The organism is Sulfurimonas sp. RIFOXYD2_FULL_34_21, assembly GCF_001830805.1.
In the GTDB taxonomy this organism is placed as follows: domain Bacteria; phylum Campylobacterota; class Campylobacteria; order Campylobacterales; family Sulfurimonadaceae; genus Sulfurimonas.
The window spans coordinates 164,987-189,423 of sequence record NZ_MICH01000002.1 but is presented as its reverse complement, the minus strand read 5'-3'; the positions used below and the strand labels follow the sequence as shown (position 1 = coordinate 189,423).

Annotated in this window: 23 protein-coding genes; 15 read left to right on the top strand and 8 right to left on the bottom strand. The window is 32.1% G+C overall.

What is annotated here, in order from left to right:
• The first annotated feature begins 6 nt into the window (after nucleotides 1-6).
• From A2530_RS02195 to A2530_RS02185, 3 genes are read left to right on the top strand one after another with little or no spacing between them, the layout of a single operon-like run.
• The gene (locus tag A2530_RS02195; protein WP_294884338.1) at nucleotides 7-663 is read left to right on the top strand and encodes a response regulator transcription factor; all 657 of its coding nucleotides are present in this window, start codon (nucleotides 7-9) and stop codon (nucleotides 661-663) included.
• Nucleotides 656-1,804, top strand: a complete 1,149-nt coding sequence (locus tag A2530_RS02190) for a HAMP domain-containing sensor histidine kinase (protein WP_294884341.1) — start codon at nucleotides 656-658, stop codon at nucleotides 1,802-1,804. Before A2530_RS02195 ends, A2530_RS02190 begins: the two co-directional genes overlap by 8 nt.
• Nucleotides 1,798-2,124 carry a hypothetical protein gene (locus tag A2530_RS02185; RefSeq protein WP_294884343.1) on the top strand — a complete coding sequence of 109 codons (327 nt, stop codon included), beginning with the start codon at nucleotides 1,798-1,800 and terminating at the stop codon, nucleotides 2,122-2,124. Before A2530_RS02190 ends, A2530_RS02185 begins: the two co-directional genes overlap by 7 nt.
• Here the strand turns inward: A2530_RS02185 and A2530_RS02180 are convergent.
• The 8 genes from A2530_RS02180 to A2530_RS02145 form a co-directional block, all read right to left on the bottom strand.
• A complete protein-coding gene (locus A2530_RS02180; RefSeq protein WP_294884345.1) occupies nucleotides 2,111-3,784 on the bottom strand; it encodes an EAL domain-containing protein in 1,674 nt (557 codons plus the stop codon). The genes A2530_RS02185 and A2530_RS02180 overlap by 14 nt on opposite strands.
• Before the next feature lie 10 nt (nucleotides 3,785-3,794).
• Nucleotides 3,795-5,306 carry a response regulator gene (locus A2530_RS02175; protein ID WP_294884347.1) on the bottom strand — a complete coding sequence of 504 codons (1,512 nt, stop codon included), beginning with the start codon at nucleotides 5,304-5,306 and terminating at the stop codon, nucleotides 3,795-3,797.
• A gap of 5 nt (nucleotides 5,307-5,311) precedes the next feature.
• Complete coding sequence (locus A2530_RS02170) at nucleotides 5,312-8,860, bottom strand: transporter substrate-binding domain-containing protein (protein ID WP_294884349.1); 3,549 nt, start codon at nucleotides 8,858-8,860, stop codon at nucleotides 5,312-5,314.
• Between the two features lie 5 nt (nucleotides 8,861-8,865).
• Nucleotides 8,866-10,032, bottom strand: coding sequence for an HD domain-containing phosphohydrolase (locus tag A2530_RS02165; RefSeq protein WP_294884351.1), 1,167 nt, complete (start codon nucleotides 10,030-10,032; stop codon nucleotides 8,866-8,868).
• 5 nt (nucleotides 10,033-10,037) lie between these two features.
• Nucleotides 10,038-11,162 (bottom strand): hybrid sensor histidine kinase/response regulator, encoded by a 1,125-nt coding sequence (locus A2530_RS02160; RefSeq protein ID WP_294884353.1) that lies wholly within the window; start codon nucleotides 11,160-11,162, stop codon nucleotides 10,038-10,040.
• A 66-nt stretch (nucleotides 11,163-11,228) separates the two neighbouring features.
• The gene (locus A2530_RS02155; protein WP_294884355.1) at nucleotides 11,229-12,074 is read right to left on the bottom strand and encodes a DUF808 domain-containing protein; all 846 of its coding nucleotides are present in this window, start codon (nucleotides 12,072-12,074) and stop codon (nucleotides 11,229-11,231) included.
• The gene (locus tag A2530_RS02150) at nucleotides 12,075-12,326 is read right to left on the bottom strand and encodes a hypothetical protein (protein ID WP_294884357.1); all 252 of its coding nucleotides are present in this window, start codon (nucleotides 12,324-12,326) and stop codon (nucleotides 12,075-12,077) included.
• 1 nt (nucleotide 12,327) lies between these two features.
• Entirely contained in the window at nucleotides 12,328-13,527 is a 1,200-nt protein-coding gene (locus tag A2530_RS02145; RefSeq protein WP_294884359.1) for an MFS transporter, read from the bottom strand.
• A gap of 127 nt (nucleotides 13,528-13,654) precedes the next feature.
• Between A2530_RS02145 and A2530_RS02140 the strand changes: the two genes are divergently transcribed.
• The 12 genes from A2530_RS02140 to A2530_RS02085 all read left to right on the top strand — a co-directional run bounded on the left by A2530_RS02140 (nucleotide 13,655) and on the right by A2530_RS02085 (nucleotide 24,430).
• A complete protein-coding gene (locus tag A2530_RS02140; protein ID WP_294884361.1) occupies nucleotides 13,655-14,035 on the top strand; it encodes a flagellar protein FlaG in 381 nt (126 codons plus the stop codon).
• Nucleotides 14,036-14,169: 134 nt separating this feature from the next.
• Nucleotides 14,170-15,408 (top strand): argininosuccinate synthase, encoded by a 1,239-nt coding sequence (locus A2530_RS02135; protein ID WP_294884622.1) that lies wholly within the window; start codon nucleotides 14,170-14,172, stop codon nucleotides 15,406-15,408.
• A gap of 17 nt (nucleotides 15,409-15,425) precedes the next feature.
• Nucleotides 15,426-16,163 (top strand): ferredoxin-thioredoxin reductase catalytic domain-containing protein, encoded by a 738-nt coding sequence (locus A2530_RS02130; RefSeq protein ID WP_294884363.1) that lies wholly within the window; start codon nucleotides 15,426-15,428, stop codon nucleotides 16,161-16,163.
• Nucleotides 16,164-16,174: 11 nt separating this feature from the next.
• Nucleotides 16,175-16,621, top strand: coding sequence for a 50S ribosomal protein L9 (gene rplI / locus A2530_RS02125; protein ID WP_294884365.1), 447 nt, complete (start codon nucleotides 16,175-16,177; stop codon nucleotides 16,619-16,621).
• 90 nt (nucleotides 16,622-16,711) lie between these two features.
• Nucleotides 16,712-17,257 (top strand): ATP-dependent protease subunit HslV, encoded by a 546-nt coding sequence (gene hslV / locus A2530_RS02120; RefSeq protein ID WP_294884367.1) that lies wholly within the window; start codon nucleotides 16,712-16,714, stop codon nucleotides 17,255-17,257.
• Nucleotides 17,254-18,582: an HslU--HslV peptidase ATPase subunit gene (hslU, locus tag A2530_RS02115; protein ID WP_294884369.1), complete on the top strand. Its 1,329-nt coding sequence runs from the start codon at nucleotides 17,254-17,256 to the stop codon at nucleotides 18,580-18,582. Before hslV ends, hslU begins: the two co-directional genes overlap by 4 nt.
• Before the next feature lie 18 nt (nucleotides 18,583-18,600).
• On the top strand, nucleotides 18,601-19,479 hold the full coding sequence (gene era / locus A2530_RS02110) for a GTPase Era (protein WP_294884370.1): 879 nt from the start codon (nucleotides 18,601-18,603) through the stop codon (nucleotides 19,477-19,479).
• Entirely contained in the window at nucleotides 19,476-20,447 is a 972-nt protein-coding gene (locus tag A2530_RS02105; RefSeq protein WP_294884371.1) for a L,D-transpeptidase family protein, read from the top strand. Before era ends, A2530_RS02105 begins: the two co-directional genes overlap by 4 nt.
• Before the next feature lie 11 nt (nucleotides 20,448-20,458).
• A complete protein-coding gene (locus A2530_RS02100) occupies nucleotides 20,459-21,766 on the top strand; it encodes a M99 family carboxypeptidase catalytic domain-containing protein (protein WP_294884372.1) in 1,308 nt (435 codons plus the stop codon).
• A 2-nt stretch (nucleotides 21,767-21,768) separates the two neighbouring features.
• Nucleotides 21,769-23,319: a hypothetical protein gene (locus A2530_RS02095; RefSeq protein ID WP_294884373.1), complete on the top strand. Its 1,551-nt coding sequence runs from the start codon at nucleotides 21,769-21,771 to the stop codon at nucleotides 23,317-23,319.
• A complete protein-coding gene (pilO, locus tag A2530_RS02090) occupies nucleotides 23,316-23,954 on the top strand; it encodes a type 4a pilus biogenesis protein PilO (protein WP_294884374.1) in 639 nt (212 codons plus the stop codon). Before A2530_RS02095 ends, pilO begins: the two co-directional genes overlap by 4 nt.
• Nucleotides 23,954-24,430 carry a hypothetical protein gene (locus A2530_RS02085; protein ID WP_294884375.1) on the top strand — a complete coding sequence of 159 codons (477 nt, stop codon included), beginning with the start codon at nucleotides 23,954-23,956 and terminating at the stop codon, nucleotides 24,428-24,430. The genes pilO and A2530_RS02085 overlap by 1 nt, the downstream gene beginning before the upstream one ends.
• Nucleotides 24,431-24,437: the final 7 nt, after the last annotated feature.

Below are 24,437 nucleotides of genomic sequence, written 5' to 3'. Positions count from 1 at the left end.
TTTTTTATGAAAATACTCTACTTAGAAGATGATATAAACCTCTCTCAAACCGTTGAAGAGTACCTTATAGAAGAAGGCTTTGATGTGGTTTGTGCATATAGCGGCGATGAGGCTTTGGAGTATATTTATGACTCTAATTTTGATATGTTGCTACTTGATGTAAACGTGCCGAAGTTAAACGGCTTTAGACTTCTTCAAGAGTTAAGAGAAGCAAAAATCACAACTCCCGCTATATTTATAACCTCGCTAAACGGCATGGATGATTTATCGCAAGGCTACAACAGTGGCGCTGATGATTACATCAAAAAACCCTTTGCCCTAAAGGAGCTGCTCTTTAGAGTAAATGCTCTTTTAAAAAGAGAGTATAAAGCCCAAAATCAGATTATAAAAGTTACAAAAGATATTGACTTTAACATATATACAAATGAGTTAATTAAAGATAATCAAAAAATAGCCCTAAACCAAAAAGAGCATCTGCTTTTAAAACTGCTCTTAAAGCATAAAGATGAGTGCGTAAGCTTTGAAGAGATATATCAAAATGTCTGGCAGTTCAATGAAACACACAGCTATATGAGTCTTAGAACATACATAAAAAATCTGCGAAAGCATGTAGGCAAAGAGCATATTATAAGCATAAAAAAGATAGGTTACAGACTTGTATAGCGGTGAAAAAAAGACGATTATTTATGTTCTTGTGCTCTACTTAAGCTCTACCCTGCTTCTAATTGCGACCCTATTTACAAGTTACTACTTTTATAAACAAGAAGAGCTTGCAGATAGTGAAAAAAATATTTTAAAAAAATACACTCTTGAGCTAAAAGAGAGACTATCTATACTACATGAAGAGAGTGCACAAAGATTTGAATATCCCAGATTTGAAAATTTTAAAAGTGCGATTTACGATCTTGATAAAAACCTTATTTTCTCAACAATGGACATTAAAATAAAAAATTTTGAAAAAGAGTTTTTTAAAAAAGAGTCCAAATCCTATCTTATATCGTCTCTAACGCCTTATTATTTGGGAGCGGCTTACATAGTCATAGAAAAAGAGACAAAAAAAGTAGATATTTTAAGTGGGTTAATCTATCTGGCAATCATAGTTATAATTATTACTATAATTACCTCATATTTTCTTGTAAACCTTGTTTTAAAACCACTAAGAGACAATATAAAACTTTTGGATAACTTCATAAAAGATACGACTCATGAGCTAAATACTCCCATTACCGCAATACTTACAAACATAGAGACTATAGACTCTTCAAACTGCGATGAAAAAAGTTTAAGAAAACTACAGCGTATAAAGATTGCTTCAATGAGCATCTCAAATATTTATGAAGATTTAGTCTATCTGCTTTTAAATCATAAAACGTCAATTCAAAATGAAGATTTAAACCTATGCGAGATTTTAACGCAAAGAGTAAACTATTTTGCAAATATGGCAAATCAAAAAGAGTTAAACTTTATTCTACATGTAAAAGAGAGTGTTTACTTTTTTGCAGACAAACAAAAGATGGAGCGACTAATCGACAACATACTCTCAAACGCTATAAAATATACAAAAAAATCAACAACTATCACGATTATTTTAGATGACTCACTTCTTAGCATAGAGGATGAGGGCAAAGGGATGAGCAAAAAAGAGATAGAGAGCATATATGAAAGATATCGTCGATTTGATAAAACGCAAGGCGGGTTTGGGATAGGTTACAGTATTATAAAATCAATTGCAGATGAGTACGCCATTAAAATAGATATAGAGTCACAACTAGACAAAGGAACAAAGGTAACTCTTACATGGTAAAAAGCGTATCTCTTTTTTTAATACTATGCACTCTTTTGGGCAGCTCTGAATTTGAAAAAAACTGTCTTACATGTCATGGCGATGATTTTAGATTTAATATCATAATGAAAAAATACACACTCAAATACAGCACGAAAGAGCGAATAAAAAATGCAATGTTTGAGTATCTCAAATATCCATCTTACGAAAAATCGATACTCCCATCTGAGTATATAAAAAAATTCGGCATAAAAGAGAAGAGCGAGCTTGAGGATAAAATATTAAAAGAGATGCTTGATATATACTACGACAGATTTAATCTAAAATCTAAACTTTATTGATTAAATCTATAGGATATCCAAAATAATACCCTTGAAACTCATCAACGCCATACTCTTTTAGAAGTTTGAACGTCTCTTCATCCTCTACAGACTCTGCTACTGTTTTAATACCTGACTCTTTGGCAAATCCTATGATATTACGTAGCGTATTTTTTAAACTTGCACTACCGGATACTTTTTCTATAAGAGTACTTTCAATCTTTATAAAATCAGGCTTTATAACTAAAATGTGTACGTTGTCTGCATAAGTGCCGTCAAAATTATCAATTGATATTAACACCCCGATTTCTCTTAAATTTTTTACGATTTTGAGTAACTTTGAAAAATTATCTATACACTGTTTTTCACTTATCTCTACCACAACTCGGTTAGGAGAGTCGAATCTTTTTAGACTCTCTGTAAGCTCATCCATGATAATAAGGTTAAAAAGATCATCAGGCAAAAAATTTATAGATATTTTTTCTTCTCTACTTGAGAAAAAATTTAAACTCTTTTTTACCATATCTTTCAAAATATCTATGTATAAATCATTTTTAATAGATTTTTCTAAAAACTCATACGGTAATAAAATTTTCTCCTTATTATTTTGTATATTAACTATTCTCATCAATGCTTCATATTTTACAATTCTACCGTTTCTATCGACTATAGGCTGAAAATATGGAACAAAATTCTCTTTTTTTAGCAATTTGTAATTCAAAATATCCGTATCTGTCAAATCTTTCAAATACCCGCTATAACTATATTTTTTAAAATATTTATAAACAAAAAACAAAATTATTATAAAAATAGCTATAAATAGAGTAACGGCTATGAAAAGTTTGTTCATAAATTCTCTGTTTTGCCTAGCGTTCTCTTTAAAATCAAAGCCGACTACAAGAAAACCTATCTTATCTAACTGATGGTTTTTTAAAACTAAACTCGTGTCAACTTTATAACTATCTAAATTTTTATCTTTATTTAAAAAATACTCTTCCAAAGCTTCATTTCCATTATGTAAGAAATGTCTATCTCCTATATAAACCGCCGATTTATTTAGCATAACATTTAAATACGAGTTTTTTGCCGCTACTTTGATATCAGTTTTAAAAATAGTATCTAAAGCGCTTAAAATACTCTTTGGGTCTAACCCTATTTCAACACTTCCTGCGTACTCGTTTTCGTAAAATATTGGTTTTGTAATACGGTATGTGATTTCCAGATTTCCTACCTCAAAACCGCTAAATGATTGCTTGAAATTGTTTGTATCTAAAATTATTTCTCTTTTTTCATTTAACGCATCGCCAAAGAACTCTGGTTTATGGGCTCGATAGAGTGTTATATTTTCTTTATCTCTAAATGTTAAAATAGATATATTGCAGTTTAATGTCTTTAAGCTTTTATAATAAGGTTCTACGATAGAGTCGATTTTTTTATAATCTTTTTCAAAAACTGCTTTGGGCAAATGTTCAATATTTAACATCTGTTCTAATGCAAAATTTAAAACTTTTTGCTTCTCTTCTAACCTACTCTCAAATAATTTATGTAATGATTTTGATAGCTCTTTAAAATGCTCTTCTTGAGAGTTATGAAACTCATAATTAAAAAAAGCATGGACACAAAGTAGCAAAAGTGACAAAATAACAAACAAAAGTGCAAAAACTCTATTTTTTAATTTCAAAATATCTTTCCTAAAGCTCTTGTGCTAATTTTTTAAACTCTCGAATAAGAGCCATCTGTCTATTTGCAACATACTCCGTTAAAAGCTTTTTTATTTTAGTATCATTGTCAAATAACAAAATAACCACAAATTCTTTTTTTCCTTCAATCAGCTTTTTCACTTTTGCTTTTGTATTTATTATAAGAGGTTTTGCACCCATCGTAAATACCATATCTACAACTAAATCATCCTCTACCTTAAAACCTGCAGGAAGAAGAGACATAGTAATTTTTACTCCGCCTACGCTTACATCTAAAATTTTAACGTCGGCATGTATTTTATGACCTTCAAAAAAGAGCGAAATTTTATGGTTTTCTTCGGGTTCTACTCTAGTAAACTCCTGTTCGGATGGCATAGAATCTATAAATTTATAGTTTTTTATAATAACCTGTGAGTTCTCGAAATCTACCTTTTTTACATCACACAGTACTGCTGTTGGAAAAAGTTCTGATTCTATAACCAACGAGTTATTTATCTTGATTGCTCTTAACTGCATGTATGGCGCTTGTATTACAATATCATCTTCAGTGATTTCTCCCAAAATTCCTATATTTGAAATGTTCAATCCCTTATATGAATTATATATTTTTATATTAGAATTATTTCTTTTTACAATCTCCAAAACTCCGTATATTATCTTTTTCTGACTCTCCTGCTTCTCTTGTTTCATCGCTTCTTTATCGTAAATAACGAGCAGATTCAAATCCGTTATATCATCAAAAGAGAGTATATATGTCTCCTCTTTATCCGGAATTTTATAGGCTTTTAATATAAAATGTCTGCTGTTGCCCTCTTTATCGGCCATTTTGACATTAAAGAGTTTTCCGTTGCTGCACTTAGCACTTTCCAGCCAGTCGATATCATCATGGTTATATAAAAAGTTATTGTGCTTTAAGATAAGTTTATCAAAATTTAAAAAAACATCCCTAAAACTATCAAGTGATTTTTGCGAAAAGAACTCCAGACACTTTTTATTTACTATCAGTATGTTCTCATCTTTTAATAAAATCAGCATAGTTTCTTGGTGTTGAAATACATCTTTTATGTAGTGTTGAAAAAGATTTCTATTTCTCTCAAACTCTATTTCGTTAACTACTTTTGTAATAGCATTTGTAAGTTCGCTTATGGTTATTGGCTTTTTTAGATACTTGCTAATATTTGCATCAATCGCTTCAAATAGATAATCTTTATCATCAAATGCAGACGTAATAATTATCTTTACAAACGGGTCAATCTTTTTTATCTCTTTTGAGAGTTCAAGACCGTTTAATTTACCCATATTTATATCTGTTATAACAATTTCCGGTTGATGCTCTTCAAAAAGCTCTAAAGCATCTTCCCCGTTGTCGGCACTTATTACATTTTTAAAAATCTTTTTAAATACTTTTCCCGCTTGTTCTTGCAAGCCTTTATTATCTTCTACGTATAAAAGAGTTAAGTTTTTAACTTTTTTCTCAAGCGCTAAAAATTTTTCTTTTGGCATATTATTTAACTCTCCTCATTTTTTAATTCTTTATACATCTCTTGTAAGTATCTCTGCGCCTCTTCAAAATCAAAATTTAACGTCGCTTCTAACATGTAGTCAAGTTTATCTTTTGAGACGTGATTGGTTAATTTCTTAACCAACTTTTGAGCTGATTCAAGCGCATCGGAATCAAGATTTTTAAAAAGTTCGCCTAACTCAAAAAGTTCGACCTCAACCTCTTTTATATCAAATTTATTCTCTATATGCTTCTCATCCTCTATTTTTGAACTATGCTCAAATATTTTAAGATTTTCATTTATAGCGGTGATTAGTTTTTTTAACTTTTCATCAATATCTAAAATCATAAAGTTAATTAAATCTATGTTTTGATTTGAGGACTTTAACTCATGCTCAAGCGTTTGGAGTTTTGTATATAGATACTGGGCTTCTAAGTTGCCGCATAGCCCTTTTAAAGTATGTATCTCTCTTGTTGCATCCTCAACATTGCCTGTTTTTAAATCTTTAACCGCTATTTGTATCGTATCTTTTTGTGAGTTTGAAAATCTCTTTAACATGTTAAAAAGTATCTCATCGTCTCCTTGAACTCTAAGCAGTGCCTTTTGTATATCCATCCCCTCTATCTCTAATTTATCAAGTTCTACATGTGAGTATTTTTGTACCTTTTGCTCAAACTTTGATGCAGGGTTTTTAGGTTTTACCCACTCCAATAAAACTCCGTAAAAGTTTTTAATATCAACTGGTTTTGTTATCACATCATTCATACCGACAAAAAAACAGTGCTCTTTGTCGCTTTGCATACTGTTTGCAGTCATAGCAAGGATAGGTATCTCTTTAAACCTCTCATCTTCTCTTAAAATCTTAGTCGCTTCGTAACCGTCCATAACAGGCATCTGACAATCCATAAGCACGGCGTCATACTCTCGCTCTTTGATTTTCTCCAAAGCCTCGGCTCCGTTTGAAGCGATATCTGCCTTGACACCGACTTTTTCAAGAAGCTCTTTTGTAATCTCCTGATTTTGATGGTTGTCATCAACCACAAGTACAATCGCTCCGCCTATTGATTTTGCTATATTAATGTTTGATGGAGTAAGAAGTTCTTTTGATCTACTTTCATCCATAGCATGTCTGTTGTTCTCTTCAAATCCTAATTTAACATCAAAATAAAAAGCACTCCCTTTGCCAAGCTCACTCTCTACGCCTATGCTTCCATCCATCAACTCTACCAAACTTTTGCATATCGAAAGACCTAGTCCAGTACCGCCGTATGTTCTTGTAGTAGAGCCGTCTGCTTGATGAAAAGGGATAAAGAGTTTTTCAATCTGTTCGCTTGAGAGCCCGATACCGCTATCTTTTACTTCAAATCTAAGCTGTATGCTGTCTTCTACCATCTGCACTACTTTTACGCTTATAATAATATCACCCTTATCGGTAAACTTAATTGCATTGCCTACAAGATTGATTAAAATTTGAGATAGCCTCAAAGAGTCACCCACAAGAACAGAAGGAGTATTTTTATCGATATTAAAAAAAAGCTGAAGCTTTTTTTGCTGCATTTTAAATACAAAAATATCCATTATATTTTCAAAAAAATTCTCAAGATAAAACTCCTTATGTTCTAAAGTCATACTGTGAGCTTCAATTTTTGAAAAATCTAAAATATCATTAATAATTAGAAGAAGATTTTTTGATGCATTTTCAATCTTTTGTATATATCCTCTTTGCTGTTTGTCTAAATCCGTGCCAAGAGCCAGATATGACATCCCGATTATAGCATTCATCGGGGTTCTTATCTCATGACTCATATTTGCCAAAAACTCGCTTTTTGCTTTTGTGGTATCCTCTGCCATCTTTTTTGCATCTTTGATATCTTGCAAAGCTTTTTGTTCTAAAGTAATATCATCTATGGTAGCTACAACGCCTTTTGAGAGGTCATCAGGGTCTTTTGCTTTTAAATGAATTTTTGCCATAAAAACCGTTTTGTCTTTTCTGACGATTTTCTGCTTCCATGTAGCAATCTCTCCGGTTTTAACAATTTCATACTGCTTGACAATTTTTGCATAGGATATATCATTTTCACAAAGAACTCTTGTAGTGTTATCAATAAGCTCCTCTTCAGAGTACCCAAACATTTTACATGCTTCGTTATTTATCTGCTTCATAACTCTATCTTGAAACATAATAATACCTATGGTAGCAGAATCGAATATTGCTTTTTGCTGAGAGTTTAACGCAAAAAGTTCCTCTGTTCTTCTCTTTACAATCTCTTCTAAATTTGCGCTAAATTCTTGAAGTTCGACATTTGCAGTAATATTATGCGCTATAGATACATAACCGACTATATTGCCCTCTTCATCATAATCCTGCTCTATAACGCTATCTGCCCAGTAATATCCGCCGTTTTTTTTGCGATTTTTTATTGTGCCGTGCCAGATTTTGCCGCTCGTTATAGTTTGCCACAAATTTTCATATAAGTTCTTATCGTTATCCGGATGTTTTATTATTCGGCGATTTTGACCTAAGATATCTTTTTCTTGATATCCGCTTATTTTATAAAATGCCTTACTCGCATAAGTTATATTACCGTCTAAATCACTCTTTGATGCTATTACGTTTTCATCAAATGCTTTTAAAAGTTTAGAGAGGCTAGATGTATTTTTTGCAATCTCTCTTTTTAATTCATAGTTTCTGTAAAAAAAGAGTACAAGTAAAAAAGCTATTACCAATATAGATAAAATAATATATCTATAATCTATAGCGTTTTTCAACTCTACTTTTGTCCATCTGTTTAATATTTTTTGATGCTCTTCATAAGTAATAGAGTCTAATGTTTTATCTAAAATCGTAGCAAAATATTCATACTCTTTTTTTACTACAAATCCAAGATGCATATCAAATTCTGATTTTCCGACAATTTGTAAATTTCGTAGTCCATGTTTTGATATTGCATAAGTTGTAATATTAAGAGTCGTCAAGGCGGCACTATACTCTCCCAAAGAGACACCTTTAAGAACATCTTCTATCGTATTTACCTCTATATAGTTTAAATTCGGATACTTTTGAAAAATAGGTTCTAAAAAGGCATACTTTTTACCTATAGCAATTTTTTCCTCATTTAACTCCGATAGATTGGAGATAAACGGCTGAAAATCCATTTTTTGTTTTACTACGATCACAGGGCTTTGTATATAACTTTTTGTACTTATATGCGTCTTTTTAAACTGCTCATCATTGGTATAATCAGACAACATATCAACTTCTTCTTTTTTTGTCCTATTAATTGCATCAGACCAAGAAAGAGATGGTACTCTTTGGATTTTAATATTGAGTTTTTTCTCTATTAGATTCAAATAATCCGCTACCATTCCTGAGTGATTGCCATAGCTGTCAAACGCTTCATAAGGAAGATAATCAGGATTTCCGGTATGTTTTACTATTGGATGCTTATGCAACCACTCTCTCTCCTCGTTTGTTAAAGAGTCTCTAAATTCCGATGCAAAGAGAGTATTAAAAGTTATAAAAAAAGCAAAAACTATAAAAAATCCTAATTTCATAAATCCTACTTTTGAGAGTTGTAAAGTATGCTATCTATCTTATTTTGTTTATTTTTTATAGCATTTGCATCATCTTCATATTTTTTAGAAATTGCTAAAAAATCATATTGATGCGCTACAAATGCATCTACAATATCATGGTCAAATTTTACTGATTTTTCACTCTGTATTATTTCAAAAGCTTTTACATGTGGAATCGCCTCTTTATATACCCTGCGGCTTATAAGAGCGTCATATACGTCTGCAAGTGCCATAAGTCTCGCAGAAATAGGAATATCATCCGCTTTTAAACCAAGCGGATAACCACTCCCATCAAAATTTTCATGATGACTGTGTGCTATCTCTTTTGCAATTTTTAAAAACTCAACCTCTACCCCAACCTCATGCTCCGCATGCTCTATAGCTTCCTTACCCAAAGTTGTATGTTTTTTCATTATCTCAAACTCTTCTTCGCTAAACTTTCCGGGTTTTAGCAGAATATTATCGGCAATACCTACCTTCCCAATATCATGAAGAGGAGCGCAGCGATAAAGCATCTCAATCATATCATCGCTCAAATAATCACTAAATCTAGGATGATTTTTTAACGCTTTTGCAAGAATCGTTATGTAGTGCTGTGTTCGTTTAATATGATTTCCCGTATCCGTATCTCTTGTCTCTGCGAGTGAAGCCAATGTTAAAACGGTAACCTCTTGAACAATCGATATCTCTCTTGTTCTTTTTTCAACCTCTTCTTCCAGATATAAGTTTTTATCTCTTAGAAAATCTTTTGCGCTCTTGTTTTCTATTTGAGTTTTAATTCTTGAGAGCATAATAGAAGCTGAAATAGGTTTGGTAATATAATCTGCCGCTCCAAGTTCTAGACCTTTTTGCTCATCTTGCATATCTCGCATAGCAGTTAAAAATATAACAGGAATATCTTTTGTCTTCTTATTTTGTTTTAACAGTTTAATAACATCATAACCGCTAAGCTCAGGCATCATGATATCTAGCAAAATAAGGTCAGGCACTTCTGAAATCTCAAGATAGTTTAGAGCTTTTTTACCGCTGTTTGCTACTCTTACCCTATATTTATCTTTTAATAAATCTAAAATCAAAGAGAGATTGTCAGCCGTATCATCTACGACCAAGATAGTCTTTTGCAACTCTTTTTCTTTAATGTTTTCTAACATTTTATTTAATCCTCTTTAAAAATAGGGAGCAAAAGCTCAAAACAAGCACCTTCTGGACTATTATAAGCACTTATCTTCCCGCAAAGTTTTTTCTCTGCAATTTGGCGGCACATGTACAAACCGATTCCGGAATCTTCTGTTTTTTCTTTAGTGGTTACATATTTTTCAAAAACAGAGTCTATGTCATCTATATGTATGCCGCCGCCGCTGTCGCAAATTTTTATTATTATCTCACTCTCTTTTATAATCGATTCTGCTCTTATCCACATGTTATCGCTATTTTTTTTCATAGCATCAAGAGCATTATTTAAAATATTTATAACTATTTGGATTATATAGTTTTTATATGAGCGATACTTAAAACTATCTATCTCATTATAAATCTCTATAGATATTTTATTAAATCTGTAAGATAAAATTTCCACTGCATGAGTAAAGATATCTCGTATATCAAATATCTCTTTTTCAGCATCGTTTCTTGCAAAATCTCTAAAATCATCAATTGTTTGTGAAAGATACTCTGTCTCTGAAATAACGGTATCCAAAGTCTCTATCACTTCATCTATATTAAACTCGCCGAGATCATAATTTATCTTTTGAATTGAGCAACTCATATTAATTACGGAGAGAGGCTGTTTCCACTGATGAGTAACATTTTCAAACATCTCACCGAGTGTGGTCATTCTACTTTGTCTAAAAAGCATCTCCTCTTTTGCTTCCAAATCATTGATAATATTATCATGAAGCAGTTTTAATTCTACATGTGTCTTTACTCTAGCTTTTAAAACTTCAGGAATAAAAGGTTTTGTAATATAGTCAACCGCCCCGCACTCAAAACCTTTGACGATATCTGATGTTTTTTCAAGAGCGGTTAAAAATATTATCGGCGTATTGATATAAAGAGGGTTGTTTTTTATAATTTTACACATCTCATACCCATCTATTTCAGGCATCATGATATCAAGAAGTATCAGGTCTATCTTAGGTTTGTTTTGAAGTAAATCAAGTGCTTTCTTTGGAGAATTCGCAAGCTTAAGAGCATATTTTCCCTTCAATAGCTCCATAATCAGACTAAGAATATCCGGCGTGTCGTCAATTACCAAAACAGAAGGCTTATCAAGTTTATCCATAATTTCAAACCTTAACATATAACATTAACTTATTATACAAGTTAAATGTTAATTTTTTGTTAAATTTTACACTTGTCTCTTAAATATCCTTACTATTAACAATACAACAATTCCTATAACTACGCCTACTATCAAATCATTAATTATGGAAGGAATACCCGTTATAAAGTAGTGATGAAAAAACTCTATATTGTGAGCAAGAATTCCACCGCCTACTAGTATCATCGCAAATGTGCCGACAAATGCCAATGTTTTAATTAGCTTAGGCATAGCGCTTATAAGAAAATTGCCGCTTTTTATATGCTCTTTATCTATTAGCCAAAACCCGACATTATCCATTCTAACTATCAAAGCAACTAAGCCGTAAACACCGAATGTAGCTATTACCGCAACAAAAACCGTAGATGATACTTGAACCGCAAACGGCTTAGTAGCAACGGCAGCAAGAGCAATTACTACTATCTCAATAGAGAGTATAAAGTCGGTTAAGATTGCCGATTTTATCTTCTGCTTCTCTATCTCCAAAATAGTCTCTTTTGTGGAGTTTAAAAGCTCCTCGTTTTTCTCATGAACCTCTTTATGAAAAAGATACTCTTCTATCTTTTCACTACCCTCATAAAGAAGAAACAATCCGCCAAATATCAAGATATAAGTAATTAAAGTCGGAGCAATTGCACTTAAAATAAATGCTATAGGCAAAATTATTGCTTTGTTTTTAAGCGAACCTTTTGTTATAGCCCAGATAACAGCTAACTCTCTTGATTGATCAAATCCCGTTGCCTTCTGAGCATTTACCGCCAAATCGTCTCCAAGTATAGCAGCAGTTTTTTGAGTAGCCATTTTACTTGCAACTGCAACATCATCGGCAAGCATTGCAATATCATCAAGCAGTAAAAAAATTCCCGATGCCATCTAGTTGTTATCCTTTTTATTTAAACTCTTATTCATATCCCCTCTTCTCATCTTTACAAATGCTAAAAATCCAAAAACAACGCCTATTATTATGGAGATAGTTCCCCAAAAATCATCTCTTTGATATGCCATTATTATCCAGCATAAATCTGCAAACAAATAGACTATCACAGCTTCGTATATCTTGCCTCTAAAGGTCAAATATGCACCGATATTTAAAAGAATTCCGCCGATTAATGCAAATGATATCATGTTACGTCTTTATATTTTGAGTTTTTATTATCCATCTAAAATAGAGCGCACCCACAAGAAAACCAAGCCCTATCAAAGCCGTTATAAACTCCAAAGAGTAGTCTCTAACAGCAAAAAAACCAATCATAAATGAGGTAAATGCGGCAGAGCTTAAAAAGAGCATATCGTTATAAGCAACAATTCTGCCATAATATTTTTGTTCTATATTTTTTTGCAAAAGAGTATAACTGTAAGACCATAGTGTTGTCGTAAAAAAACCTACTACTATACTGGCAAAAATAGACATGTAGAAATTTTTCATAACAAAAGCCCACAGCCAAATTGCCAATGCCTGAAAAATAAATAGAGAAACAACTCTTTTATTGTTAATCCATTTGCCAAGAATTATCGGTCCTATTACAAGTCCTACTGCTCTTGATGCATGTAAAAGTCCGATAGCTAAAGATGTCGCCAATATTGAAGCATAATATTTATCAACCATTAGAGCGACCAGTGCATCAAATGCTGTTAACCCAACAAATGCATGAACAAACATCAGATGAAGAGCATGCGGAGATTTTTTTAAGTATCTAAAAGTGTCTCTCATCATTTGAATCAAACTCTCTTTACTTTTAATGAACTCAACCTCAATATCTACCTTATAAAGCAGATAAAAACCAAAAACAAACATTAATGCATCAAGTATAAATGCAATCTTTATTCCTAATAAAAAAACTACAAATCCGCTTAATGCCATTCCTAATGTATATGAAAATGACCATATTATCGAGTGAAGTTCGTTTGCTCTTTGAAGTTTCTCTCCTTTAAGAAGTTTAGGCAGAAGCGACATCTCTGTCGTAAAGTAAAAACTAGCTGCTGCCATCTTTATAAAAATCAAACTATATAACATCCATAAATCTGAAATATCATTTATAAAAATCAAAAAAAGTGTTGCAAATATTTCGATTGAAATTAAAACAAGCATAACTATTTTTGGCTTCATGCTATCGATAATTGAGCCTGAAATAGGAGCTTGAAGTATTCCTGAGAGAAAATGTATCATAGCAGTAAACGCAACGACCTCGGCAGAAACTTTCATATCCAAAAGTAGTGTATATATGGCTACATTGCTGAACCATGCACCGAAATATGATATTAACTGTATTGTAGATAACTTTTTTAGTATCGGTTCTGACTTTAATAACTCTATATACTTATTCATAAACGCAAGATTATCATAATTAAGAATAAAAAAATCAAAAAAAACAATTTTTACTTATTTAATTAAAGTTATTTTTTTTATTGTCGATTTGGTGTCTAGTAATATTCTGTGGAAGAAGGAGTAGGTCATGGATGGCATAGCAAATGTTGCAAAAATGCAGCAATCTCAAGTTAGTTTACAAGAAAGCAGAGGAGTTGAGTCTCATGCAAGAGTCGAACAACCAAAGCAGATAGACGTTGTTAAAGAGATACAAAAAGAGAGTTCTAATAGTTCTGAAAAAATTAACTCAAAAGAGCAAGTAAAGGATTTGGTAGAGAGTCTAAATAAGGCTTTAGCTCCTATGAACACAAACATAAAGTTTGGAGTTGATCAGCAAGATGTCTTTTTTGTATCTGTTATAGAGTCTGAGACAAGCAAAATAATTAGAAGGTTTCCGGCTGAACAAGCTGCAGATTTTCTTCCTAAAATGCAAGAAGTTACAGGTATCTTATTTGATTCAAAAGGGTAATAAAAAACCCTTTTGAACTGTAACGAAACCCTTTTTACCCTCTTTTTTATACTCATTTAAAATCATCACACTAACCGTTATTTAATATATTTTGTAGTAAACTCGCGATAATTATTTTTCTCACAAGGGTTTTTATTATGAAAAAAGAGGTTAAAAAAGTAGTTTTAGCATACTCAGGCGGACTTGATACAAGTGTTATTTTAAAGTGGCTACAAGAAGAATATAAAGCAGAAGTTATTACTTTTACTGCTGATTTAGGTCAAGGTGAAGAGGTAGAGCCGGCACGTCAAAAAGCGCTTGACAATGGAATCAAACCGGAAAATATTTTTATTCTTGACGTACAAGAAGAGTTTGTAAAAGATTATGTTTTCCCTATGTTTAGAGCAAATACGATATATGAGGGTGAATATCTGCTAGGAACTTCAATAGCAAGACCGCTTATAGCAAAAAAACAGATAGAAATAGCAAATAAAATGGGTGCTGATGCGGTATCTCACGGAGCGACCGGCAAAGGAAACGATCAAGTAAGATTTGAACTCGGTTATCTAGGTCTAAAACCGGATGTTACAGTAATTGCTCCATGGAGAGAGTGGGATTTAAACTCAAGAGAAAAATTACTCTCTTATGCAAGAGAGCATGGAATAAAAATAGATGCAAAGCATGTTGACAAAAACGGTAATCCAACCGTAAGTCCCTATTCTATGGATGCCAACCTGCTTCATATATCTTATGAAGGGCTTCATTTAGAAAACCCTATGAATGAGCCTGAAGAGTCTATGTGGCTGTGGACTACATCACCTGAAAATGCTCCTGATGAAAAAGAGTACATTACCATCGGATACAAAAACGGTGACCCTATTTCAATCAACGGCAAAGAGATGTCACCTGCTACACTTCTTAGAACTCTTAATGAATACGGAAACAAGCATGGTATAGGAAGAACGGATATAGTCGAGAATAGATTTGTAGGTATGAAAGCTCGCGGATGCTATGAGACTCCCGGCGGAACAATTATGCTAAAAGCTCATCGTGCTATCGAGTCTATCACTCTTGATAGAGAAGAAGCTCATTTAAAAGATGAGTTAATGCCTCGTTACGCAAAACTTATATATAACGGTTTTTGGTTTACTCCGGAGCGTGAAATGCTTCAAGCTGCTATCGATACAACACAGAAGTATGTTCAAGGAACAGTTAAACTGAAACTTTACAAGGGCAATGTTGAAGTGGTCGGCAGAGAATCTGACATGTCACTGTATTCAGAAGCACACTCGACATTTGAAGAAGATGAAGTTTATAATCAAAAAGATGCAGAAGGCTTTATCCGTCTTAATGCACTTAGAAGAATTATCGCAGGTAAAAAAAGAAACAAATAGACACTTAAGGATAAACAATGAGCATAATTAAGATAGATATAAATTCCGACGAATTTCAAGATGAGTTAGAAAAAACGATTAAATTTACCGATAAAGTACTGCAACAGTTTAACTGGGTTTATAATCCACAAGAAGAGGTAAACGAAGGTGTACAAATGGGTCTTGCAAGAAACAAGATTATGTACGGTAAACGTTTTTGTCCATGTTTTATGGTTGAGAGTGTTGACGGAAAAGCAAAAAGCGTTGACGATAGAATCTGCCCATGCAAACCTGCAATCGAAAAAGAACTACTGCAAGACGGCGTATGTCACTGCGGAATTTACTGTACTCCTGAGTACGCTGCAAACAAAAGAGTAGAGATGGGTATGGAAGAAGTTGTTCATACACACTCTCGCGGTTTAACAAAAGATGAAGCAAATGTATTGTTAAGTCAAAGAGAGCTTGATGCTGATGAGTTAACATCACTTCTTGAAGCAAGAGAACTTGGAATGGTAGAGTTTAAACTAGTTGATGTTCGTGAGCACATGGAGTGGCAGATGGGACATATAAAAGGTGCGGACAAACTTGTTCCTACAAGCAGTTTTTTTGCTGCACTTGATGATGCAAAATTAAATAAAGATGAAAATATTATCGTCTATTGTCATGTAGGAAGCAGAAGCGCACATTGTGCTAGAATTTTAACAGATATGGGATATTCAAAAATCGGCAATCTGTCTCACGGTATCGTCTCTTACGGCGGCAAAATAGAAAGATAAGGAGCATACTTATGAAAGTATTATTAATTAAAGATGTAAAAACTCTCGGTAAAGCGGGAGAAGTAAAAGAGGTAAAAGACGGTTACGGTCAAAATTTTCTGATTAAAAAAGGTTTTGCAAAACATGCAACTACTGAAATTTTGGCTCAGCATAAAGAGGAAGAAAAAATTGCGCAAGAAAATTTAGCTTCCGAAATATCATCTTTGAAAGAACTTGCGGTTAAACTCGACAAAGCTGAAATTATCATAACTAAAAAACTTGGTCAAAACGGTCATCTTTTTGGCTCAATTACAAAAGATGAAGTAGCTCATGCCCTTTTGGAACAGCATAATATTGAAATAGATAAAAAACACATTACGGATAAATTATCTATTAAAACTGTCGGTGAACATGACTTAGACCTCAAGCTAGGACATGCAATCCATGCTACATTACATGTGGATGTACAAGGAGAATAGTAAATATGAGATATTTTATCTCGCCGATAGGCGTAGCTTCAGTGAGAGGAATTGAAGTGGAATTACTTCCAATTCAAGGAGACAAATAAAATGTTTGACGCTACGACAATACTTGCATACAAAGGTAAAAACAGAGCCGTAATAGGCGGTGACGGACAAGTTACCTTTGGAAATAGTGTATTAAAGGGCAATGCTACAAAAATTCGCACCCTGTACAACGGTAAAATCTTAGCAGGTTTTGCAGGCAGTACCGCAGATGCTTTTAATCTTTTTGATATGTTTGAGGATTTTTTAGAAGCTAAAAAAGGTGATATTTTAAAATCTGTTGTCGAATTCTCTAAAGCTTGGAGAAAAGACAAAGTACTCCGCCGTCTTGAAGCTATGATGATAGTATTAAACAACGATCATATTTTTATCTTAACTGGAAACGGAGATGTCGTTGAACCGGAAGACGGCGAAATAGCATCTATCGGAAGCGGCGGGAATTTTGCCATTTCTGCCGCACGTGCGCTCAAGAAACATGCCTCTTTAGACGAAGAAGCACTGGTACGAGAGAGCTTAAGTATCGCTGCAGACTTATGCATATACACAAACCACAACATAAAAACTCTTATATTAGATGGAGATAGTAAGTGAATTTAACACCAAAAGAGATTGTTGAATATTTAGATAAGTATGTTATTTCACAACATAATGCTAAAAAAACTATTGCCATCGCTCTTAGAACAAGATACAGAAGAATGCAGCTAAGTGCTGAACTTCAAGAAGATATTATGCCAAAAAATATTCTTATGATTGGTTCTACTGGCGTTGGAAAAACAGAAATTTCAAGACGTTTGGCAAAAATGATGAAAGTTCCTTTTATCAAAGTTGAAGCTAGCAAATATACGGAAGTAGGGTTTGTCGGACGAGATGTCGAATCTATGATTAGAGATTTGGTTGTTGCTTCCATTGCTATAGTTAAAACCGAAAAAGAGGAAGAAAATAAAGAGAAGATAGACAACTACGTCTTAAACAAAATAGTAGAAAAACTTCTTCCTCCACTTCCGGTAGGTGCTAGTGAGAGTAAAAAAGATGATTATCAAAGACTTTTAGAAGCTATGGAAAATAGAGTTCTCTCGGGCGAAATGGATGATAAAATCATACAACTTGAAGTTCAAAAGATACATGTAGAGTTTAATGACACCAATCTTCCTCCTGAAATGGCAAAAGTTCAGGAGTCGTTCTCTAAAGTCTTTTCTCAAATGAATAAAGAGGATAACAAACAAGAGCTAAGCGTTAAAGATGCAAAATCTATCTTAAGACAAGAAGCTAGTTCAAAACTCCTTGACTCTGCAAATATACATGTAGAAGCATTAAAACGAGCAGAAAACGGCGGAATTATTTTTCTTGATGAAATTGATAAAATTGCCATTAGTGAAAAATCACAAGGCAGAAATGACCCAAGCAAAGAGGGTGTTCAACGAGACTTGCTTCCTATCGTTGAGGGAAGCAGTGTTAGCACAAAATATGGCATGATAAATACAGATCATATTCTCTTTATTGCCGCAGGTGCTTTTCATTTATGCAAACCTAGTGATTTGATTCCTGAACTTCAAGGAAGATTTCCTTTAAGAGTTGAACTTGAATCTTTAACAGAAGATGCGCTCTACAAGATACTTACTCAAACAAAACATTCACTTTTAAATCAATATGAAGCACTTTTGGGCGCAGAAGGCATGAAGTTGGTTTTTGAAGATGAAGCGATACATGCTATAGCAAAATTAGCTCACAGAGCAAATGAGATAACAGAAGATATAGGTGCAAGAAGGCTTCATACCGTACTGGAAAAAGTCTTGGAAGACATAAGCTTTGAGGCAGACAGTTATGCAGATAAAGAGTTTATAGTAAGTGCAAAGCTAGTACATGAAAAGTTAGATGTAATTGTCGAAAATAATGATTTATCTCGCTACATCCTATAGAAAACAAGGTATAAATATATGAGCAAAGCTGGTTTCGTATCTTTAATCGGTCGTCCAAATGCCGGTAAAAGTACATTGATGAATTCACTTTTAGGTGAAAATATTGCAATGGTAAGTCAAAAAGCCAATGCTACGAGAAAAAGATCAAATGCTATAGTAATGCACAATGATACGCAAATAATCTTTGTTGACACTCCCGGACTACATGAAAGAGAGAAAGTATTAAACCAATTTATGCTTGATGAGGCACTAAAAGCTATGGGTGATTGTGATTTAATAGTCTATTTGGCACCTGTTACCGATAGCGTAGAAAATTATGAAAAGTTTTTAAAACTTAATAATTCAAAAATTAAACATATAATAGTACTAAGCAAAATTGATCAGGTATCTCAATATAAGCTTTTTAAAAAAATAGCCCTCTACAATCAATTTTCGGATAATTTTGAAGCCCTGATACCGATGGCTGTACCAAAAAAGGTGGGTCATAAAGATTTGCTTGAGACAATATCAAAACTTCTTCCAGAGTCGCCGTTTCTTTATGACCCTGAGGATTTAACCAGCGAACTTGTTCGTGATATATATGCAGGATTTATAAGAGAGGGAATTTTTGAAAACATAAGCGATGAGATTCCTTACGAGTCGGATGTTATCATTGATAAAATATACGAAGAGGCGAATATAGATAAAATTTTTGCAACTATAATTATTGAAAAAGAGTCGCAAAAAGGCATTATAATAGGAAAAAACGGCGAGTCAATAAAAAGAATCGGGAAATATTCCAGAGAGAAAATAGAGACTCTAAGCGGCAAAAAAGTCTATCTTGATTTACAAGTTGTTGTAAAAAAAGGTTGGACAAAAGATAAATCATTTTTGGAAAAGATAGGTTACACTTCATGAAATTACTACTACTTGTGTTGATAAGTTTAAATGTGTTTGCTAGCAATATATTGACTAGCTATAGAGTTAACGGTATTGTCGATATTGAAAAACAGATGGATTTAGAATTGTCAAAGGATGAGTATTGGAATCAATACTTGGCAAACAAAGATACAACGTTTGGATATATTGAGTCATATTCAAACGTTTTAACATGTGATAAATCAGAGTCGGCGTTGCAACTCTACTCTTTAGACCAAAATAAAAGTTTTAAATTCAAAAAAACATATAGTGCTTTTACCGGTAAACAAAAAGGCGATAAGGTAAAAGAGGGAGATTTGAAAACTCCTATAGGAATATATGAGATTGTTAAAAAATTATCCGCTAAAGAGACAAAACTAGACCCGTTTTACGGACCTTTGGCTTTTGTTACATCATATCCTAACGTTTATGATGCATATAGAGGTAAAAACGGTTCAGGAATTTGGATACACGGCTTACCTGTTGAAGAGGCTAGAGATGAATTTACAAGAGGCTGTATCGCAATAAATAATTCAAACATAGAGTGTCTTGATAAAAATATAGATATATCAAAAACTCTGCTAATAATCAATGATTCTGCCGTTAAAACAACTGTTTCCAAAGAGGCTTTAGTATCTATTTTATCGCAACTCTTTTCATGGAGATATTCATGGCTTTATGATGACATAAAGGGATATCTTAGTTTTTATGCACCTGAGTTTATTAGAAATGACGGTATGAATATTAAAGATTTCACAAGCTATAAGACAAGAATTTTTAAAAAAGTTGAGAAAAAAATTATTATTTTTAACAATATAAATGTTTTGCCTTATCCAAGTAGTTCAGATATCTATCAAATTACTTTTAAAGAGTTTTATAAGTCAGATACATTTGAGTTTAACGGCGATAAAACTTTGATTGTAAAGTTGAATAAAAAGAAACATATTCAAATACTAACCGAAAAATAGAAGAGATATATATGAAACATATTTTCATTAAAATATTTTTTCTTCTTAATATCTCTTTAATATCAGTGTACGCAAATGTTCAATTAATAAAAAAAGAGAACAATGACTCAAACACTACACTTTTAGTAATCGGGGGAATACACGGCGATGAGCCGGGAGGATATTTTTCTGCCTCTATACTAGCGTCTAATTATAAAATTAATTCTAAAAACATCTGGATAGTACCAAATTTGAATCAATCTAGTATTCAAAAAAATAACAGAGGCATTTATGGAGACATGAACAGAAAATTTTCCAAGATTAAAGATGAAGACGGGGATAAAAGCATTGTTGATGAAATTAAAAAGATAATTCTTCAACCAAATATTTCTCTTGTTTTAAATCTACATGACGGGAATGGATTTTACAGAAAAACTGACAAAGGAAGTATTTTTAACCCTAATGCATGGGGTCAAACTTGTGTTATAGATCAATGCATTTTAAGCAAAGATCAACCTTTTGGTGATTTAAATAACATAGCTATTAATATTAAAAACAGAATAAATAAAACATTAATAAAAGAGCATCACACTTTTGACGTAAAAAATACAAATACAAAATTTGACGATGAAGCAATGCAACTTTCATTAACATATTTTGCAGTTACGAACAATAAACCTGCATTTGCAATTGAGAGCAGCAAAAACTTACCGACTTTATCTCAAAAAGTGTTCTATCATCTTTTGGCAATAGAAGAGTTTATGAACTTAATGGAGATATCTTTTTCAAGAAATTTTGAACTAAATGAGCAAAATATAGATAATTTATTGAAAGATTACGGTAATTTAAATATTAATAATAATATTTCACTAAATTTGACTAACATCAAAAATTTCTTAAGCTTCATTCCGATAAAATCAAGTAACAATACGTTTAAATTCTCCAGTCCATTAGGAAGCGTTATTCAAGAAAGCGGCATTTTTAACATATATATAGGCAATGAGAAAGTAACTTCTCTAAAACCGCAATATTTTAAAATTGAAGAATCTTGTGAAGATAAATTTGATGTAGTTGTTGATGGGAAAAAAATCTCTATGAATAAATCTTCCGATATTATTGTAAATAATAGTTTTAATATTATAAAAAAAGACAACTATCGCGTTAATATAATAGGTTTTAAATCTAAAGATTTAGTGGATGAGAGCGGAATAGATATTGAACTAAAAGATTTTGATGAAAGATTCTCAATTGATGCAAATAACAGTGAATATAGAGTTGAATTTTATAAAAATGATAACTTTTGTTCTATGTCAAAAGTTCAATTTAAATATGGTAAATAAATATGGGTAAAAAAGAGCATCCCTCTTTCTCTAGCGTACTCTCAATCAATCCATACAAAAACAGATATATAACTGCCGTTTCAAATTTTTTGGACGAAGCTATAGAGCCGACATATGATAAAGAGCAGTATGCAATCTCTTATCTAAATACAAAAAGCTTTATCAACAGCAGTATTTCTATAAGTAGAAATATTCCAAACGAAGATTTATATGATGCTATTTATAATAAAGCTTATGATGAGTTTGGGCTTGATCAAGCGATTATATATAAAATAGAATATATTGAAACTTTTAATAATCTAGATGAAGAGAATAGAAACTTTCATATTTTTATAATTGATCCTATGATTATTAATGATATCTTTAAACAATCAATTGAAACAATAAAATATATAGACTATATTATCCCATCTCCTTTACTTTTAAAGTCGCTATATGTTAAAGAAATTTTAACAGATGGAGGTGTTGATTGTTTTGTATATTTTCAGGAAGATGATACTTTTATTGCTATTTACAAAGAGAAACATTTTATATACACCAAATCCATAAACTATTCGTTATTACAGATGCATGAAAGATTTTGTGAAATATATATGCAAGATATCGAGTATAACGAATTTATCCGTTTTCTATCTAACGATGATTTGAAAACATCAAGCAGTCCATATAAAAAAACAATAATAAAACTTTATAAAGAGATATTTGCAAATATAAACGATATATTAACTTATGTAAAAAGAGCTTTAGACATAGAGAAGATAGATTCTCTCTACATAGATACAGAACTATCAAGCGTAACCAAACTAGATGAGCTAGCAGAGGTTGAGCTTAGTATTAAAAGCAATAGTTTCAATTTTAACTATGGATTTTCAAACAAAAAAGATATCCATATTGATTATATGCACTATCTTATGCATTTATATATTACAATCCCTAAAGCACAAAGATATGAGTGTAATTTTACCTCTTACCATCGTCCTGCCAAGTTTACTAAAAGAGAGAGCGGAAAGATTATACTCTTTGCAGTTGCTTCGCTGCTCCTCGCATTTATCTACCCTATATCATATTGGGCATTCACATATACGCAATCTCTTCAAAATAAGCTCTTACACGAAGAGTATAGGCATATTCATGAAATAAAAATCACAAGAGAAGCTACAATAAACATAAATAGAGCACAAAAAGAGAAGATTTCGCAATTACTCTCTCATGAAGATCAAGAGTTTGTAAATAAAAGAAATACTCTTATTGCAATCCATAACGTAAAAGTAAACTATCCTATGAAAGCAGACTTGTTACACAATTTGACAAAAGATTTAAACAGATATGACGTTAAGTTGGAGTTTGCATCGTATTCTGAAAATAAAGATAATAATAGTTCAAATAAAGAGTTAAGCTTAGGGCTTGTATCTTCTAGTGATAACAAGATTACAGACTTTATTAAATATCTCACTACTGCATATGAAGGTAAATTTCACTTTTTTGTGGATAAAATATTTTATAATGATACGGAAAAACTCTATTTTGCAGAATTAAAGATGAATTTATTATGAAAATAAAACTGATGATAGAAGAGATTCTACAAAAAATTGATATCTTTTTTAAAGAGAAATCTAAAAAAGATGTCTATATCTTGTATATGATAGTAACTATAATTCTGTTTTTTTTAGCATATCCGTTTTATGATTTATCTTTTAATGAATTTAATAGCACAAAAGAAAATGTAGCAGATATTAAGACAAAAATAAACGCAGATGAAATTTACTTAAAAGTAAATACTGAAGCAGTTGTATCTAAACTTATGCAAGAAATCAAACAGTATGAAGATGAGATATTAGTACAACGAGAAAAAAATAGATATATAAAGGAAAAAATAGAAGCGATATCCTATCTAATATACAATGAAAAAGCATGGGGAGAGTACCTAAATTCAATATCTATTAATGCAAAAAAGAATAATATAAAGATAATTAATTTTGCAAACAAATATTCACAAAATAATAACTCATCTTTTGGTCATGTTTTAGATATTTCTCTTGAGATTAAGGGCAGTTATTTGGATACACTTAAGTTTATAAATTCTTTAGAGCAGAGTGAACTTGTCGTTGATATACATGACTTAAGCATAAAAGCACAAGATTCACTAAATACAGATCTTAATATCTCGGTATGGGGGATAACTTATTAATGAAAGCAGCGTTAATTGTATTACTTGCGGCTATTTTAAGTAATACCATTCTTTGTGCAACACAACTGCAATGGGTCGATGAACAAGTAGAGGCAATAAAGCCGCCAAGAAAAGGGATAGATATTTTAACAATTGAATCTCCTTTTGTTTTTCTTGAAAAAAACAAATCTGAAATAAAAAATGAGACTAGTAGCTCTTTAATTACACATGTAGAATCATCGGCAAAATCTTCCCAAACACAAGAACAGCTTAGCGAAAAAGATGACAACACTGCTCAAATTGATGATTTTAACCTGAATGTAATTATCAACTCTTCTGCTATGATTAATGGAAATTGGTATAGGAAAGATGACATTATTAACAATTATACTATTGCTAATATTGACAAAAATTCCGTAACTTTAAAAAAAGAGAATAAAAAGCTTGTGTTATCGACATATGTAAAAAATTCAAGCCTAAAATTCAAAAACAAGTAGGGCAAAT